Source organism: Blautia sp. DFI.6.71 (assembly GCF_020593585.1).
Taxonomy (GTDB): Bacteria; Bacillota; Clostridia; order Lachnospirales; family Lachnospiraceae; genus Blautia_A; species Blautia_A wexlerae.
On sequence record NZ_JAJDMJ010000012.1, the window covers coordinates 67,147 to 84,748 of the forward strand.

Annotated in this window: 15 protein-coding genes; all 15 read right to left on the minus strand. The window is 42.6% G+C overall.

From position 1 onward, the window contains the following. Positions 1 to 394 precede the first annotated feature (394 nt). The 15 genes from LJE12_RS20260 to LJE12_RS07635 all read right to left on the minus strand — a co-directional run bounded on the left by LJE12_RS20260 (position 395) and on the right by LJE12_RS07635 (position 17,347). Positions 395 to 1,747: a sedoheptulokinase gene (locus LJE12_RS20260; protein ID WP_227226586.1), complete on the minus strand. Its 1,353-nt coding sequence runs from the start codon at positions 1,745 to 1,747 to the stop codon at positions 395 to 397. Then, positions 1,744 to 2,931: a pyridoxal phosphate-dependent aminotransferase gene (locus tag LJE12_RS07570; RefSeq protein ID WP_227226585.1), complete on the minus strand. Its 1,188-nt coding sequence runs from the start codon at positions 2,929 to 2,931 to the stop codon at positions 1,744 to 1,746. The genes LJE12_RS20260 and LJE12_RS07570 overlap by 4 nt, the downstream gene beginning before the upstream one ends. A gap of 711 nt (positions 2,932 to 3,642) precedes the next feature. Further along, positions 3,643 to 4,044, minus strand: coding sequence for an ATP synthase F1 subunit epsilon (gene atpC, locus LJE12_RS07575; RefSeq protein WP_008704958.1), 402 nt, complete (start codon positions 4,042 to 4,044; stop codon positions 3,643 to 3,645). Between the two features lie 15 nt (positions 4,045 to 4,059). After that, the gene (gene atpD / locus LJE12_RS07580; RefSeq protein ID WP_008704959.1) at positions 4,060 to 5,454 is read right to left on the minus strand and encodes a F0F1 ATP synthase subunit beta; all 1,395 of its coding nucleotides are present in this window, start codon (positions 5,452 to 5,454) and stop codon (positions 4,060 to 4,062) included. A gap of 31 nt (positions 5,455 to 5,485) precedes the next feature. Beyond that, positions 5,486 to 6,343: an ATP synthase F1 subunit gamma gene (gene atpG, locus LJE12_RS07585; RefSeq protein WP_227226584.1), complete on the minus strand. Its 858-nt coding sequence runs from the start codon at positions 6,341 to 6,343 to the stop codon at positions 5,486 to 5,488. 20 nt (positions 6,344 to 6,363) lie between these two features. Beyond that, positions 6,364 to 7,893 (minus strand): F0F1 ATP synthase subunit alpha, encoded by a 1,530-nt coding sequence (atpA, locus tag LJE12_RS07590; protein ID WP_008704965.1) that lies wholly within the window; start codon positions 7,891 to 7,893, stop codon positions 6,364 to 6,366. Between the two features lie 124 nt (positions 7,894 to 8,017). Continuing rightward, positions 8,018 to 8,557 carry an ATP synthase F1 subunit delta gene (atpH, locus tag LJE12_RS07595; protein WP_008704966.1) on the minus strand — a complete coding sequence of 180 codons (540 nt, stop codon included), beginning with the start codon at positions 8,555 to 8,557 and terminating at the stop codon, positions 8,018 to 8,020. Further along, positions 8,554 to 9,057 carry a F0F1 ATP synthase subunit B gene (gene atpF / locus LJE12_RS07600; RefSeq protein ID WP_008704967.1) on the minus strand — a complete coding sequence of 168 codons (504 nt, stop codon included), beginning with the start codon at positions 9,055 to 9,057 and terminating at the stop codon, positions 8,554 to 8,556. Before atpF ends, atpH begins: the two co-directional genes overlap by 4 nt. Positions 9,058 to 9,175: 118 nt before the next feature. Next, positions 9,176 to 9,454: an ATP synthase F0 subunit C gene (gene atpE / locus LJE12_RS07605; RefSeq protein WP_008704968.1), complete on the minus strand. Its 279-nt coding sequence runs from the start codon at positions 9,452 to 9,454 to the stop codon at positions 9,176 to 9,178. A gap of 130 nt (positions 9,455 to 9,584) precedes the next feature. Next, positions 9,585 to 10,343 (minus strand): F0F1 ATP synthase subunit A, encoded by a 759-nt coding sequence (locus LJE12_RS07610; RefSeq protein WP_025579291.1) that lies wholly within the window; start codon positions 10,341 to 10,343, stop codon positions 9,585 to 9,587. Between the two features lie 56 nt (positions 10,344 to 10,399). After that, positions 10,400 to 10,816 carry a hypothetical protein gene (locus LJE12_RS07615; RefSeq protein WP_008704972.1) on the minus strand — a complete coding sequence of 139 codons (417 nt, stop codon included), beginning with the start codon at positions 10,814 to 10,816 and terminating at the stop codon, positions 10,400 to 10,402. A 27-nt stretch (positions 10,817 to 10,843) separates the two neighbouring features. Beyond that, positions 10,844 to 11,113, minus strand: coding sequence for an AtpZ/AtpI family protein (locus tag LJE12_RS07620; RefSeq protein WP_022380878.1), 270 nt, complete (start codon positions 11,111 to 11,113; stop codon positions 10,844 to 10,846). A gap of 486 nt (positions 11,114 to 11,599) precedes the next feature. Next, entirely contained in the window at positions 11,600 to 12,709 is a 1,110-nt protein-coding gene (locus LJE12_RS07625) for a substrate-binding domain-containing protein (RefSeq protein WP_195981449.1), read from the minus strand. Between the two features lie 279 nt (positions 12,710 to 12,988). Next, a complete protein-coding gene (locus LJE12_RS07630; protein ID WP_022380879.1) occupies positions 12,989 to 13,690 on the minus strand; it encodes an RluA family pseudouridine synthase in 702 nt (233 codons plus the stop codon). Between the two features lie 1,398 nt (positions 13,691 to 15,088). After that, positions 15,089 to 17,347 carry a hydratase gene (locus tag LJE12_RS07635; protein ID WP_081017091.1) on the minus strand — a complete coding sequence of 753 codons (2,259 nt, stop codon included), beginning with the start codon at positions 17,345 to 17,347 and terminating at the stop codon, positions 15,089 to 15,091. Between the last annotated feature and the right edge of the window lie 255 nt (positions 17,348 to 17,602).

The following is a 17,602-nucleotide window of genomic DNA, read 5'->3' on the forward strand; positions in this document are numbered from 1 at the left end:
TCCTTTGTCGTCTGCCTGATTTCCATCCTCATCCCAGGAAATCGGCGCATAATGTAAGCAGGTTATTTTACCTGTTTCTAATCAGAATTTAACCTGCTTTTTACTTTTCCATTCTTATTATGTCACGTCCGGGAGATTATTACAATAATTGTTTTTTCAAAAATTGCATTTTTTCCATAGCGTTTAAAATGCTGTCTTTTTTTTCCTGATTTTTTTTGCAGTTTTCATAAAATTTTCCGGCATGCTCCAAAATATATCAGAACATGTCGAAAAATAACATACAATAAATCGGACAGTAAAGAAGGAGCTGTCTATTTTCAGGACAGCCCCTTTCCTCAAATTCCAGTATTAAAATCAATTGGTTACTCACAATCCGCTTCACTGCTTCATTTTATTATCTGGGGGAGTTGCTATAGTTATACATACTACTGCTCATTGCCGCCCCTGTCGCAGCTTCCTCTTCACATTCTGCCAGAACAAGTTCTGCCTTGAACATATCTTCAATAATTTCACACAGTACCGGATTTTTTCTCAGTCCATTCCCTGAACCAATCATGCGCCTGATCTTTATGCCTGTTCCTTTCTGAATAGTCATATACATCTGATACAATTCTGTGCTCATTCCCTTCAGAACACCATAGCAGAAATCTTCAGGTGTAAAGTTTTCAGAACTTACCTGAGTAATACTGCCGCTTTTTTCCGGATTCACCCGCGTACCGTCAAATGTTGTTTCAACTTTAATCTTTCGACTTTCAGTTCTTTCACTATTCTGGTCTCTCCCTGTTCTTGCCATCTTTTCCACTACTTTATATAATGGCTGATCCTGTCCTGTCGCTTCTTTTACAATTTTTCGGAAAAACTGTTCCAGAAGCGCATATGCCTTGCCGCCACACAGAGATGCTCCTGCAAGCAGATACTTCCTATTTAGGAAAGGTCTTGCCTCAATTCCATCTCCCGAAAAATACTGACCGGAAAGAACAGAAATCTGTCCGCCGGTTCCCATATTGACCAGTAATATATTCTCCTCATCACCTGCTGCTCCAAGGAAGCTTGCCTGGTTGTCTCCGATTGCTGTTGTAACTGTCCGTCCTCTGTATGTACCCAATTTTTCTATTCCCGTACAGACATCAGGCAGCCAGTTTACGTCCACTCCCATTTCAGCCAGTTTTTCTTTTTCAAAGCACATCTTATGGCTGTCAAAGAATCCAAAACCTGCCGCATTGCTCACATGTACCAATGGTTTTTTACGCCCTGTCAAATACATTCCAAAATAATCCATGATCGTACAGAAGCTCAAAGCCGAATCCGGAACCAGATTATGCCTGATATTATAAATGTGTGTGACAAGCCCATATCCTGAAGCAGCATGGATTTGACATCTTTCCCGGATTTCTTCTGTTAAAGGAATCTGATCCCCATCGCAGATACTTCCTCTGACATCCTGCCATGTATATAACGGACTGACACAATTTCCTTCTTTGTCAACATAGACAATTCCATGCATCTGCCCTGTGAGCCCAATCCGCTCAACATGCGGATACTTCTCCAGGAAATAATCCAGCAGATTCACTGCTCTTTCTACAATTTCTTTTGCATACTGTATTCTTTCCCATTCATTTCCGGTTTCGATAAAGCAACCGTTCTCTACAGTTTTTGCCTCCAGAATCTTTGCCTGTCCGTTTTCCTCTTTTTCCAGAACAACACCGCTTATCGTTGTTGTCCCAATGTCAATCCCCGCCGCTTTCACAGTCCAAACTCTTCTGCCAATTTCTTAAACTCCGGCAGGGAATTAATAATAGTATCATAAGATACACAATAAGCCAGTCTCACATAACCCGGGCAGGCAAAGGAACTTCCCGGAACCATGAGAATGTTATATTTCTTTCCAGCTTCGCAGAACGCTTTTTCATCTGCTACCGGTGATTTCACAAAAAGGTAGAATGCACCCTGGGGTTTGATGCACTCGAATCCGCATTCTTTCAGTCCATTGTATAACGCCAGACGGTTCTTGTCATATGCAGCTACATCCACTTCTGCATCTACGCATTTGGCAATCACCTTCTGCATCAGAGATGGGGCATTGACACATCCGATAGTACGGTTGGCAATAGCCGCTGCAGTAATAAGTTCTTCGCTGCCATCTGCCTCATCCGGAATTACCAGATAACCGATACGCTCTCCCGGAAGAGACAAAGATTTACTGTAAGAATAGCCAACAATAGTATTGTCATAATATTTTGTCAAATACGGAACCTCTACACCGTCATAAGCCAGCTCTCTGTATGGCTCATCAGAGATCAGGTAAATTACACTGCCAAATTCCTTCTGTTTTTTCTCAAGAATTACTGCCAGCTTCTTAATAGTTTCTTCGGAATATACAACACCAGTGGGGTTGTGAGGTGTATTTACGATCACTGCTCTTGTCTTTGCTGTAATCTTCTGATCAAACTCCTCAAGATTCGGTTGGAATGTGGTTGTATCCGGAGAGATTTCCACAAGCTTGCCATCAAAATTGCGCACATATGCACCATATTCCAGAAAATATGGTGCAAAAACAATCACTTCTTCCTCTGGATTCAGGATCGTCTTGAAAATCACATTCAAACCGCTGGCTGCTCCAACTGTCATAATCAGATTCTTCGCCGCAAACTTTGTCCCAAAGCGGTGGTTCAGAGATTCCGCAATCGTCTGGCGCACATCCTCAAATCCTGCATTACTCATATAACCATGAAGCACTGTCGGCTCCACTTCGTTCACCAGATCAATAATAGCCTCCTTCACACACTCCGGTGCCGGAACGCTCGGATTCCCAAGACTGAAATCATAAACTTTGTCCGCACCGTAAATGGCTCTGAGACGATTTCCCTCCTCAAACATCATACGGATGGCTGAATTATTTTTTACATAAGGTTTCATTTTTTCTGCTATCATAACATATTCGCTCCTGTCCAAATAATCTCGGCAAACCGCCGAAATTCAGAATAATATCACAACTGCCCACTTTCCCCTACAGTCGCATAATCTATCTCTATTTTAACCTCATCATGGTAAAGTGTCAATGTGTGTCAATGTGTGACAATATACTACGTTTCATCTTTTTAATTGAATCGTTGCTGTTCGCTCCGTTTACAACAATGTAACCAAAATTCCAGATTGCCCGCACCAATGGAATATAGGCTTGTGTATCGGGATTTTGGCATATTCATGCCCCAAAAACACCTTGCGGGATAGTGGCACGTGAACAACAACACCAAATCAAATAAATCCCTGCCAGTGTATTTGAAAGATCCAATTACCAGCATAGAAAAATAATTTATTTCATGTGCATTTGCAGGATATTTAGATATTCTTAGCTGGTCAAAATCTGCGTTATGAGAAAAATGACACACTGTCTGAGCGAAGCGAGTTTGTGGCATTTTTCTCATGCCTTTAGCAGATTTTGAGCAGCTTAGAATATCTTAATGTCCGAAACCGCACATGAAATAAATTATTTTTCTATGCGTCCCTTTTCTATGCGTCCCTCCTTCAAATCCCTCCCTCAGATTCTTCCCACTATATCCCCAAAAAATATATCACAAACAAAAAAGACCGACAGTCTCCCTTCCCGGATTTCCTGTCAGTCTTTTAATAACTCTTATTTTCTCAGCTCTTCACACTCAAACGCACCAACGCCCTCTGCAGTTTAGCCTCCACAATCTTATAATCATGATCACTCAAACCACCTTTGGCGATCATCTCCTCAGCTCTTTTCTTAGCTTCCTGCGCACGCTGCTCATCGATATCCTCTTTCCACTCCCAGGTAGTTGCAAGGACACGGCACTTTCCGTTCATAACAGAAAGCATTCCGCCAATACAGGCTGCGGTCCGTCTGCTGCCGTCTTCCATTACCACACTGGCTTCGCCCATTCCCAGGGCAGTACAGTAATTACAGTGTCTGGCAAGAATGGCCAGATCACCGCTGACAGTTCTGCAGATCACACGCTCCACATTGCCTTCAAAGAGTAATCCGTCCGGTGTTCCGATTCTCAACGGGAAAGTACTCATAGGACATTTCCCCCTTTACTGATTCTTCGCTTTTTCAAACACTTCATCGATGGTTCCCACAAACAGGAAATAACTCTCAGGAATGTCATCACACTCACCGTTAAGGATCATCCTGAATCCTCTCAGCGTCTCCTTCAGCGGAACATATTTGCCAGGCATACCTGTAAACTGTTCTGCTACAGAGAAGCTCTGTGACAGGAATCTCTGAACCTTACGGGCACGGCTTACAGTACGTTTGTCTTCCTCTGACAACTCATCCATACCCATGATGGCAATAATGTCCTGAAGCTCTTTGTAACGCTGAAGAACTCTCTGTACTGATCTGGCAATCTCATAATGCTCTGTTCCTACGATTTCAGGAGAAAGGATACGGCTTGTGGAATCCAGAGGATCAACAGCCGGATAAATACCCTGGCTGGAAATCTCACGGGAAAGTACAGTTGTTGCATCCAGATGTGAGAATGTAGTTGCAGGAGCCGGGTCAGTCAGGTCATCGGCAGGCACATATACAGCCTGTACAGATGTGATGGAGCCCTTTCTTGTGGAAGTAATTCGTTCCTGCAGGTTACCCATTTCAGTTGCCAGTGTAGGTTGATAACCTACAGCTGAAGGCATACGTCCCAGAAGAGCAGACACCTCGGAACCTGCCTGTGTAAAACGGAAAATATTGTCAATAAAGAGGAGCACATCCTGGTTCTTCTCATCACGGAAGTATTCCGCCATGGTAAGTCCGGAAAGTCCAACTCTCATACGTGCTCCGGGCGGCTCGTTCATCTGACCGTAAACCAGAGCAGTCTTGTCGATAACTCCACTTTCTTTCATTTCATTGTAAAGGTCATTTCCCTCACGTGTACGCTCTCCTACACCTGTAAATACGGAAAGTCCGCCGTGTGCAGTTGCTACATTGTGGATCAGCTCCATGATAAGAACTGTTTTTCCTACACCTGCACCACCGAAAAGACCGATCTTACCACCCTTTGCATAAGGACAGATCAGGTCAACAACCTTAATTCCTGTCTCCAGGATCTCTGTTGCAGGCATCTGTTCTTCATAAGAAGGAGCCTGACGATGGATAGACCAGCGTTCCTTTGCCTCCGGTGCCGGAAGATTGTCTACCGGGTCACCCAGAAGGTTAAATACTCGTCCCAGGCATTCCTCACCTACAGGAACGGAAATTGGACCGCCTGTATCCAGAGCTTTGGCACCGCGCACCAGACCGTCAGTAGAGTTCATGGCAATACATCTTACCACATCATCACCAACCTGCTGTGCAACCTCGGCAACCAGCTTTGCGCCATCATTATCAATCTCTATGGCATTGAGAAGAGGCGGCAGTTCATCGTGCGCAAAGCGGATATCCAGTACCGGACCGATAACCTGCACTACCTCGCCAATGTGTTTTTCACTCATGTTAGTAATCTCCTATCTGTTGGAAATTATATTAAAGACCTTCTGCACCTGCAACAATCTCCGTGATCTCCTGCGTGATGCTGGCCTGACGTGCCCTGTTGTAATACAGATTGAGCTGATCAATCATCTCTTCCGCATTACTTGTGGCTGCATCCATAGCCATACGTCTGGCTGCCAGTTCACTTGCGGTACTTTCGCAGATACCACCATAAACCAGTCCTGCCAGATATTCCGGAACAATGGCATCAAATACTGTCTCTCCGTCCGGTTCATAGAGGATCAGATTCTTCGTCTCTATCTTACCTCCGCTTTCCTCTCTGATATCAGTCATAGGAAGCATGGAAAATACCTCCGGCTGCTGAGAAAGCATGGAATTAAAGACAGTATAGCATAATTCAATATGGCCAAAGGTTCCTTTTCGAAATTCCGTGCAGAGCATATTTGCCATCTCAAAACAGTCCGCCACAGAAATACTTCCCACTTCTGCAAACTGTTCTGTCAGAGCTTCTATCCCTCTCTGACGGAAATATTCCACTGCTTTCTTTCCAACCGGCAGAACCATGTAGTCCTTACCCTCAGCAGACGCCTCCAGACATTTAAAAAGATTGGTGTTATAACCACCTGCAAGTCCTCTGTCACCTGCGATCACTACATAGCAGGTTTTATTGTTGGAAGACTCTTTCGCATAAACGGATGAGAAATCTGTATTCTCCCTTGCAATCTCTTTCAATGTCTCATGAAGTTCTGTAAAGTACGGACGGCATACCTCTGCACGTTCCTTTGCCTTACGCAGTTTGGAGGATGCTACAAGCTCCATGGCCTTGGTAATCTGCATGGTACTCTGTACACTCTTGATACGCAGCTTTACCGCTTTCATATTCGAAGCCATACGATACCCTCCTAATCACTTTATTTCTCAGGTCTTGTATTCAGGAAGTTCTCTGTATACGCATCCAGTACGCTGCGAAGCTTCTGCTCTGTTTCCTGCTCCAGCTTACCTGTTGAGCGAATCTCCTGCATAACCTCTACACCTGCTGCATCTGTATCCAGATAGGTATATAATCCTGATTCATATACATTTACGTCTTCCACTTTTACTGATTCCAGAACACCCTTTGTAACCGCATAAAGGATCGCAACCTGCTTCTCTACAGGAACCGGTGCATTCTGGTTCTGTTTCAGAACTTCCACAATACGTGCACCCTGTTCCAGACGTGCCTTTGTATCAGCATCCAGATCAGAACCAAACTGTGCGAAGCTCTGCAGCTCACGGTACTGGGAATAAATCAGTTTCAGTGTTCCTGCTACCTTCTTCATTGCCTTGATCTGCGCATCACCACCAACTCGTGATACGGAGATACCCGGGTTTACAGCAGGCATGATTCCTGAATGGAATAACTCTGTCTCCAGGAATATCTGTCCGTCTGTAATAGAAATAACGTTAGTAGGAATATAGGCAGATACGTCACCTGCCTGTGTCTCGATGATCGGCAGTGCTGTCATGGAACCGCCGCCATGTTCATCGTCCAGCTTCGCTGCACGTTCCAGAAGTCTGGAATGCAGATAGAAAACATCACCCGGATATGCCTCACGTCCAGGCGGACGACGGATCAGCAGGGAAAGTGCACGGTATGCAACTGCATGCTTACTTAAATCATCATAGATGATCAGCACATCTTTTCCCTTATTCATAAAGTATTCACCCATTGCACATCCGGAATACGGTGCGATATACTGCAGCGGGCTTGACTCAGATGCTGTAGCTGCCACAACGATAGTATAATCCATTGCGCCGTTTCTGGTCAGGTTCTCTACTAATGTAGCTACTGTGGAACGCTTCTGTCCAATGGCTACATAGATACAGATCACATCTTTTCCCTTCTGGTTAATAATGGTATCTGTAGCAATTGTAGTTTTACCGGTCTGACGGTCACCAATGATCAGTTCTCGCTGTCCACGTCCGATAGGGATCATAGAGTCGATGGCTTTGATACCGGTCTGAAGAGGCTGATATACAGATCTTCTCTCACAGATTCCTGGTGCCTTGCTCTCGATTGGCCGGAATTCTTTTGTATCAATCGGGCCTGCTCCGTCAATTGGCTGTCCCAGTGCATTTACAACACGTCCAACCATGGCGTCGCCTACAGGTACAGACACGACCTTGCCTGTACGCTTTACGGTCTGACCCTCACCAATATTCTCATCTGAACCAAAGATTACGATGGAGACACTGTTCTCCTCCAGGTTCTGTGCCATACCAAAGCTTCCGTCCTCAAATTCCAGAAGCTCTCCTGACATACAGTTTACCAGTCCGCTGGCTCTGGCAATACCGTCACCAACCATAAGGATCGTACCTGTCTCGTTCTGTTGAATGGCATTTTCGTAATATTTTATCTGGCTTCGGATGACCTTGGATATTTCCTCAGGTTTTAATTGCATGTTTCCATTCCATCCTTTTATATTCTATTATTTTGCACTGTCTGAATTCAGAAATTTAAAGATTTTTCATATCCATATGTCAAATACCCATACAGTACGATTCTCAAATCCGGAATCCAGTTCTTTATACTACCAATTCATTCAGTTTCTTTGAAATACCGGAAATACGGCTCTGTACTGTACCGTCAAGCTGTACGCCCTCCAGTTCCACGCGAAGTCCGCCAAGAACGGATGCATCTGTTTTCTGAACCAGATACACTTTCTTTCCACTTAGCTTCTCAAGCTTCGCTTTCAGAGCTTCCATCTGAGTATCACTGAGCTTCACTGCACTGGTAACCACGGCTTCTGCAATTCCATGTGCACTGTTGTAGCGTCTGATAAACTCTTCGCAGCATCCGGCAAACTCTCTCAGAATCTTGCGTTCACACAATAATTTCAGGAAATTCACCAGATATCTCTCTGCCTGCCCTCCGAAAGCCTCTTCAATCATCTTAAGTCTCTCGTCTTCAGGAATCGCCGGTTCTCCCAGCAATTTCAGATATCCGGGATTTTCTCGAAAAATCTGTCTGATCGCGATCATCTGCTCCATGATCTGTCCATCGAGCTTTTCTTCAGCGGCAAGGTCATACAGACTTCCGCCGTAAACTCTGGCAGTTTTTGTCATGATGCCTCACCTACATTCTCAATAAACTCATCAATCAGTTTTGCATGATCCTCTTCACTAATTTCGCGCTCGATCACTTTTCCGGCAATCTCAACAGCCATACCGCCGATTTCTCCCTTGATTTCGTTGACTGCCTTACGTTTCTCCTGGGCAATGTCTTTCTCTGCCTTCTCTTTCATGGCCGTTACCTGACTGGAAGCCTCCTTAAGCATCTCTTCACTCTGGATAGCAGCTGTTTTCTGAGCTGTCATCACAATGTCATTTGCCCTATTCTTGGCTTCCTGCATATTCTTTTCATATTCTGCCTTCATTGCCTGAGCTTCTTCCTTTGCCTTCACTGCATCCTGGATCTGGGCATCCGCTTTCGCTTTGCGCTTTTCCAGCATCTCATTGATAGGCTTGAAGAGGAAGCGTTTGATCAGATATACCTGAATAAAAAGGTTGCAAATCGTCGCTATAAAATTCCACGGCACAATTCCAACTAATTCCTGTACCTGCATGTTTGTAACCTCCTGTCTGTATTTATGCGGATCATTCTCCGGCTGTTGCCGGAATTATCCACAGGTTCCATATCAGATGCCGTTTAATCTGTGATATTCGACATCTCAGCTGTTTTTATCAGCTCAGGAAGTTCATGAACATGCCGGGTGCAACAAAGATAAGCAACAGACCGGTTACGAAACCGTAGATACCTGTTGTCTCTGCAATGGCACATCCAAGAAGCATGGTAGAAGTAACATCACCCTTGCACTCAGGCTGACGTCCGATTGCTTCCAATGCCTTTGCTACTGCGTTACCTTCACCAATACCAGGTCCGATACCTGCGATCAGCGCACATCCTGCTCCAATTGCACATCCTGCTAATGCGATACCTTTTGCCAATAACTGAAAATCCATATTAAAACCCTCCTGTTAAATAATAATCTGCAGCTTTTCCCCTTTGCCGCGGTATTAATTTTTCTGCTGTATTTCAGCATTCTTTGCGGTTACCACCGCTGCCGTTTTGCTCCGGCAAATCATGTTTCTGCTACTCTTCTGCTGCATTTGCAATATACATTACAGTCAGCATACAGAAGATAAACGCCTGCATAACTCCTGAGAACCAGTCAAAATAGACCGACGTTATCGCAGGTACACCGACATCGAGAATCGGTATCTTTGACAGTACATCTCCCAGTGCCCCCGGGATCAGGCCCAGAAGTGCGGAACTTGCAACTGCCAGTGCCCCATAGATCAGGCCATTGATTACCACACCGGAAAGGATATTTCCGAAATGACGACACGCCATACTGACAGGTGTAGCCAGCTCGGAAAGAATATTAAACGGTGTCATAACTGCGATCGGGGTTGTAAATCCTTTCAGATAACCGCCAAATCCGCTGGTCTTTATCTTCTGTGCTGTGATCATAATGAAAACCACAACTGCCCAGGCAGCCTCAGTAGAAAGGTCTGCTGTAGGGCTTCGAAGTCCGATCAGACTGATCAGGTTGGAAACCACACTGGTTGCAAAAAGTGCTGCAACAAATGGTATCAGGTATCTGAATTTCTCACCCATATTTCCGATTACAAAGCTGTTGGCCTTCTCTACAATGAGCTCTGCCACAGCCTGACGTTTGGAAATGTTCTCTTCTTTCAGATCATGTGTCAGCCAGATACACAAACCTGTTATGAGTATCATAACAATCCAGCTTACCACCATTGTCTCACTGATCCTTAATGGTCCGAGAACAGGCACATTAATGGGTAATGTAAAGAATATCCTTGCCCCACTGATATCCAATTCCATACTCTTTATTCACCTCCTGTCTCTCCCGGTACTGTTCCGGTTTGATATAGAAATACCTATTTGTTAGTATGAAAAATTCCTGCAATTTTAATTCCTGTTCCGGGAAATAAAAGAGGAACGATTCCTGCCACAAAATGAAAACAGGGTGCCACGATTGCCAAGATCACCCACAACATCTGGATCAGCATTCTCTGGGAGTAACTTGCTTTGATCCTCATTCTCGCTGTGTCCTCATCTGTTGCTGCAGCTGCTTTCTGCACTGCAAGTCCCATAAAAAAGAAATTAAGGACTGCCACACATCCTCCCACTGCCCCTCCAAGAAACACCGTATAATCAAACGGTACCTTCTGTGGCATGAAAGCATGCAGCACTCCAAACACGATCCACATCAAAATCAGCCCGATTCCGGTGATGGCAGCTACCTTTCCGGTTTCCTTCTTTACGGCAGGCTGAACATTATCCATAATACTCATATAAATCTCCCTTTCGTTTCTGTATCATTACAGGTGTCTGTTAAACGATACTTTATTTTTCTTCTTTTTGTTCTCTTTCTTCTGCTGTCTGTTAATAGAAAGATAAAATTTATATGCCACTGTCCCGGAACCTCCAAGACCAAAGAAAAAACCGGGGATATATACCCATCCGCCAGCTCCGGTCTTAGAAACAATCAGCCAGCATACTGCCAGACATATCAGGACAGGGGTTATGAGAGACAGTCCAAGCTGCGACAACATGGTGACATTTCTGATGATCTCTGACCATTGTTTCATCCTCTTCTCCTTTTTGCCTAATTTTTTTATATATTTTCAAGAATTTATAGTCAAATTTTATCATATATTCTTTAAAATTACAATCTCATCAGATAATTTTATCAAATATTTTTCATCCATCCAATATTTTTTTGTTATTTTTATATCGTGTATGTGATTATATCATCAATATAAATCTTTTTATACAGTCAAAGCTTCTGATTTGTTTATATTTTTATTTCAAAGAAGAAGAGATATAAATAAAGAGCCTGCCCGGAGAGCTTTTTTGTGTCATAGAACATTACGGAGTAATATTCTATGACACAAAAAAAGCACGAAAACAACTCATCACTGTTTTCATGCTTCTTCTTTCGTATATAATTCTGCTTTATATATAAGTTCTGTATTACCGGTCTGTCCCAGCAGACACATTCCTCTTATAGAAAATCCTCTTAATTAATGCATTTGAGACCCTGTACATCCTCCCGGAGCGTTTATCTTTAATTCTTATTCTGTATATAAATATCCACTGTAGTCCGGATCATCCAGACAGTCTGCATCGATCCATGCCGGATTGCTCAGTACATTTTTCTCGATCACAACAGATTTCTTCGGTGCCGTTGTTTCAACTGCTGCCCAGATCGTCTGGTATCCCATAGCATAAGGCTGCTGGGAAACACAGCCAATCTCTTCTCCATTACGGATTGCTTCCTGCTGCTTAGTAGTTGCATCAACCCCTACCAGAGCCGGTGCATCATGCTCATCACTCTTCTCCAGATTCAGATACATCTCTGTAATATCTGCATTGGTGCAGAATACACCATCCAGTGTGGGATATTTTTCCAGGACTTCCTTCATGGAAGCCTCCATATCATCTACCTGATCAGAATAAATGGTTTCCACAACTTCAATATCTCCGTACTTCCCGATATTATTCATAAATCCTTCTACACGATCCTGAACACTCTTTGTCTTCTGCTGTGCGGAAAAAACCGCAACCTTTCCCATCTTTCCGAGTGCACTGCCAAGCTGATAAGCAGCCATCTTTCCTACCTGCACATTATCGGTTCCCCGATATGCCTTCACCAGTTTCTTCTCGGCTACATTAGAATCAAATGCTATAACCGGAATTCTATTTTCCTTTGCAGCTTCAAGCTGTGCCTCACAGGAATCCATGTCACTTGCCGAAATACAAAGAACATCCGGATTCTCTGCAATAACAGCATCTATTGTATTAATCTGAGTTTCTACGTCCTCTTCATTATCAGGACCTTCAAAAGTCATGGTAATCTGGTCATCTTTTTTATAACCATATGCTTTATTAATTTCCTTTACCGCATCTTCCATGCCTTTCTTAACCATCTTCCAGTATTCGCCCTTGACACATTTGCTTACCACTGCGATCCTTGAACCGGCATGGATTTTTATATCTGTATCAATCTCCGGAATCAGCGGACTCTCATCCTCTTCCTTCACTGCTTCTGCCTCTGAATCGGATTCTTCGATAGCGTCTGCCACCAACGGCTGGATTGTCTCTTCCACCTCCGCTCTGCTGCATCCTGTCAGCATTGCCAGTCCTGTCATTAAACTTATCGCTGCTGCCGCCGCTCTTTTCATTTTAATTTCCTCTTCCTTTCAGTGCTATACTGCACATTACAGCAATTTCATAAAATAATGTATAATTTCTGTCAACTAAAAAATCGATATCTGCTCAGTACTCTCACAGAATAATTAACATCGAACAATTACCTGTAGCGATCCTCTTAAATGCATTATTTACGAGAATTGCTATAAACCTTATAACTGCATATTACTTTCTACATTATACACACTTTACGAAATTCGTCCAGAGATTTTACACATTTTTCACTTTTATACATCAAAAATTGCGCTATATCAATGTCTTTTGAATGCCATACCTGCAGGCTGCACCTGAAACTCCAACTGTTTCTTTGTCACCGGATGCTGAAATCCCAGTTTTGCAGAACAGAGAGCCAGCGGTTCCTGACTATTCTGACCGGGATTATACTTTCTGTCACCAACCAAAGGCATTCCGGCATGCGCCATCTGCACACGAATCTGATGATGCCTGCCTGTATCCAGATCGATCCGAATCAGATTTCTTTCGCCACAATCCTGTGCATCTTCCTTATTTTTCCAGGTTTCCAGGACTTCATAAGACAATATCGCCTTTTTTGCTCCGGAAGTTCCTCCCTCAACCACTGCAGAGCTGTTGGTCCTGCCATCCTTCTTCAGCCAGTCCACCAGTTTTGCACTCTTCACTTTCACTGTTCCTTCTGTAACTGCAAGATAAGTCTTCTTTATTTTTCCCGCTGTCATCTGTCTGCTGAGATCTGCTGCTGCCTTCGGATTCAGGGCAAACACAAGAACCCCCTCCACCGGCTGATCCAGGCGATGGATAATACCCAGATACGGCATCTTACCCGGAACCTTCTGAGCAATATAATTCTTCAAGAGGCTCTCCATATCCATATTGCCAACCCGCGCATTCTGAACTGCAAGCCCTGCCGGTTTGTGACAGACCAGAATATCTTTATCTTCATATAAAATATAATCTCTGATATCTTTTATCCACATAAAAAAACTCTCCTTTTCATGGAGAGTATATCCTAAAATTCCATTTCACGCAATAAACGAATATATATATGAATACAATTTGAAAACGGTCATCACTTTTTACTTTTCCTGATTTCAAAAATGATGACCGCTTCAATGTTCTTCGTTATTCAATTTATTTTCCTCTTAGTATTCTTTCTATAATAAAATAATATGTTATTTACAAACTACTTTATAAGTTCACTATTAAATTTTTCTATGTTTATTTAAAATTCCTATTCTGTTTCCTGCTCATAATCCATATGTACTGTTTATAATCTGATTCATTCCTGCTTTTATGCTTTTATGATATCAGTTATTCAGTTCATCGGAACTTACTTAGAAAGTTTTATAGATTTTAAATTATAATTTCACGTATTATAATTTATTTTTCATTTATGAAATATCGGATACACTTTTTCATTATTTTTCGTGCTAAGCAATCATAAACCTAACTTCTTAAATTCACAACTGTTTAATTTCCTTATGTGCTTTTCATATTTATTGAACATTAATGGCAGATGTTCTGAATTATGTAAAGTATCACTGAAAAAGTACCTTAATATTTCTCTCAATATCCTGTAATTTTATATACCGGATATTCTTCTGATGCAGGATTTCAAACCATATACTTAAACTTCTATATGCCTCTCAAAACATCGTTCTTACCTTCAGTTTATCTGTTACCTGAACCTCTGCTTTCAGGCTAACTACTGAGATAAGGGTTATGCTCTTCCGGTAAATATTTCTTTACACATTTACCAAAATCCCTGTATCAGGTCTGCAACAGATATTCAATATAAGTTATCGCTTCTATAATACCTTTGATACATTCCTTCCTTATTAATCAGACTATGCGTATGCTCTTATATTATATAAGGAAAATACTTTTTTATAATCTCCGTATCAGGTCTTTCTTGCAGGAAATGCGATACCCGTTACTCTTATATTGATGAAGTTATAAATTCTTTCCCAATGGAATCACCCGAACCTTTCTTTTATTTTCATCCTTTTCATTGGAACATTTATATATGCTATGAATTGAATGAATTTCTTTGATTGTTTAATTCGTTTCCTTGTTTCTTTTGATGGTGTTATAATAACACTCTTGTTATTATTTGTCAATACATTTTTGCATTTTATTTCAATATTTTCTATTTATTTTTGTCTTATTTGCACTAATTTTATAATATTTTTATTTATTTGATAATTTTCAGACTATTTCACTTTCTTCGATGCAGTACGTTGCTGCCCGGGGCTCTATTATATCCACGAATCGCTCCGCTGCAAAGCAGTTCCCGCAATTCTCATAATTTCATAAACAATAAAGATGCAGCTACTCCCAACCTAAAGAGAGGATAGCTGCATCTTCATCACTTCCTATTTTCGATTATAATTAATCAGGCATCCCTTAAGGATAATCTCACGCTCATCATCCGTAAGCTCCCCAAGAGCCACTTCAAACTCCTTCAGTCCCTCAGCACCGACAACATATCCCCGGATCACATCATCCTTTTCTTCCACTGCCTTACGAATCTGTGGGAAGAACAGATAATCTCCGTTTGCAAACGGAAGCTCCCCTTCTTTAATCAGGAATGGAAGCATACCCCAGTTGATCAGATTGGAACGGTACCTCTTTGTCGCATACTCATTGGCGATATTTGCCCATCCGCCAAGCACTTTCTGACAGGAAGCAGCCTGCTCACGCGCAGAACCATCACCTGGTTTCACTGCAAAGATCGTACTTCCCACACCAAGATTTTCCTTGCTTACATTCGGATAATCCTTTTTGATCACATCCATTACAGGTTTCATCTCCGGTAATGCCTCAACCGGACATTTTCCTTCCTGAATAGCCTTCTGAGCTTTCTGAACTTCTTTCGCACGTCCTACATAAGCAGGATCTTTTCTGGAAAGTGTAAACTCAGCCAGTCCAAGTGGATTGGAACGATAAGAAGATGTCTCACCGGACGGGATCAGTTCATCTGTTGTAGTAACCGGATCATGGATCTCAGAAACAACCTTCACGATCAGATTCTCCGGAAGTGCAGCCATCTCCGGCCAGTCCTTAATATTCGGACCAAACTGGATCTCTACACCTGGATCAGCTATACCCTTGCTGTCAAATACACGATTGTCATAAATTGTCTTGTCAAAGAAATATTTCTGTCCTGTATAACCACCTGTATAATCCTCTGCTGAAGTCAGGAAACCTTTGTTTGCTGCTGTTGCCGCAATAGAACGTGCATCCATAAGTGCAACAGAAGAAATCTGGCCATTCTGGATTTTGGAACCTTCGCGGTTCGGGAAGTTTCTGGTCGTATGACGGATACTGAATGCATTATTTGCAGGAGTATCCCCTGCACCAAAGCAAGGTCCGCAAAAAGCAGTCTTCACAACAGCTCCCGTTTCAAGAAGTCCTGCCAGAACGCCATTCTTAGCCAGTTCCATATAAATCGGAGTACTTGCCGGATATACACTCAATGTGAAGGCATCTGCACCAATGCTCTTGCCTTTAAGGATATCAGCTGCTGCACAGATATTTTCAAATCCACCACCTGCACATCCTGCGATGATTCCCTGTTCTACATAAAGTTTACCATCAATTACTTTGTCTCTTAATGTATATGGAACTTTTCCATCAAGGCTGATCTGTGCTTTTTTCTCAACATCTGCCAGAATATCATCCAGATTTGCTTTCAGTTCATCAATTGTATATGTATTGCTTGGATGGAATGGCATAGCGATCATTGGTCTGATCTCACTCAGATCAATCTCTACACAGCCATCATAGTATGCTGTTTCACCTGGTTTCAGTTCTTTGTAATCTTCACTTCTGCCATGGATCTCATAGAATTCCTGAATCTTCTCATCTGTCTGCCAGATAGAGGAAAGACAGGTGGTCTCTGTTGTCATTACATCTACGCCAATTCGGAAATCAGCACTTAAATTTGCAACACCGGGTCCTACAAATTCCATAACTTTATTCTTCACATATCCGTTTGCAAAAACCTTGCCGATAATCGCAAGCGCAACGTCCTGAGGACCTACGCCCGGTCGTGGAGAACCTGTAAGATAAATGGCAACTACACCTGGCATATTGATATCATAAGTCTGGGAAAGAAGCTGCTTTACAAGCTCCGGTCCGCCCTCACCCATTGCCATGGTTCCCAGTGCGCCATATCGTGTATGGCTGTCTGAACCGAGGATCATTTTACCGCCTGCTGCAAGCATTTCTCTTGCAAACTGATGGATAACCGCCTGATGGGGCGGTACATATACGCCGCCATATTTCTTGGCACAGGTAAGTCCAAACATATGATCATCTTCATTAATAGTTCCGCCTACTGCACAGAGTGAATTATGGCAGTTTGTCAGTACATATGGCACCGGAAATTTTTCAAGGCCTGAGGCACGCGCAGTCTGGATAATTCCGACAAAAGTGATATCATGAGAAGTCAGTTTATCAAATTTAATCTGAAGTTTCTCCATATTTCCGGAAGTATTGTGTGCTTTCAGAATTGAATAGGCAATTGTACTCTTTGCAGCTTCCTCTTTGGAAACAGGAAAATCTGCCTGATTCTCCGGAACAATCTTCTGACCATTCAGCAAATACACACCGGTATCGTATAATTTCATGATGTCTCCTCCATTCTGTTTTTTTGCATATCACAAATGCAGTTATGGAACTCACCTTATCCACACCAGTCTTCAAATTTCCAGATGAAAACTGATTTTCTCCTGAACCGGCACTTTGACACGCTAATTTATGGAAATTTAGGTTTTATTATAGAATATTCCACCGGAATAATCAAGCCTAAGACTATAAGTATTTTAGTGTTACTGTTCACACACCACTATTCCGCGAGGTGTTTTGGCATGAATATGCCAAAA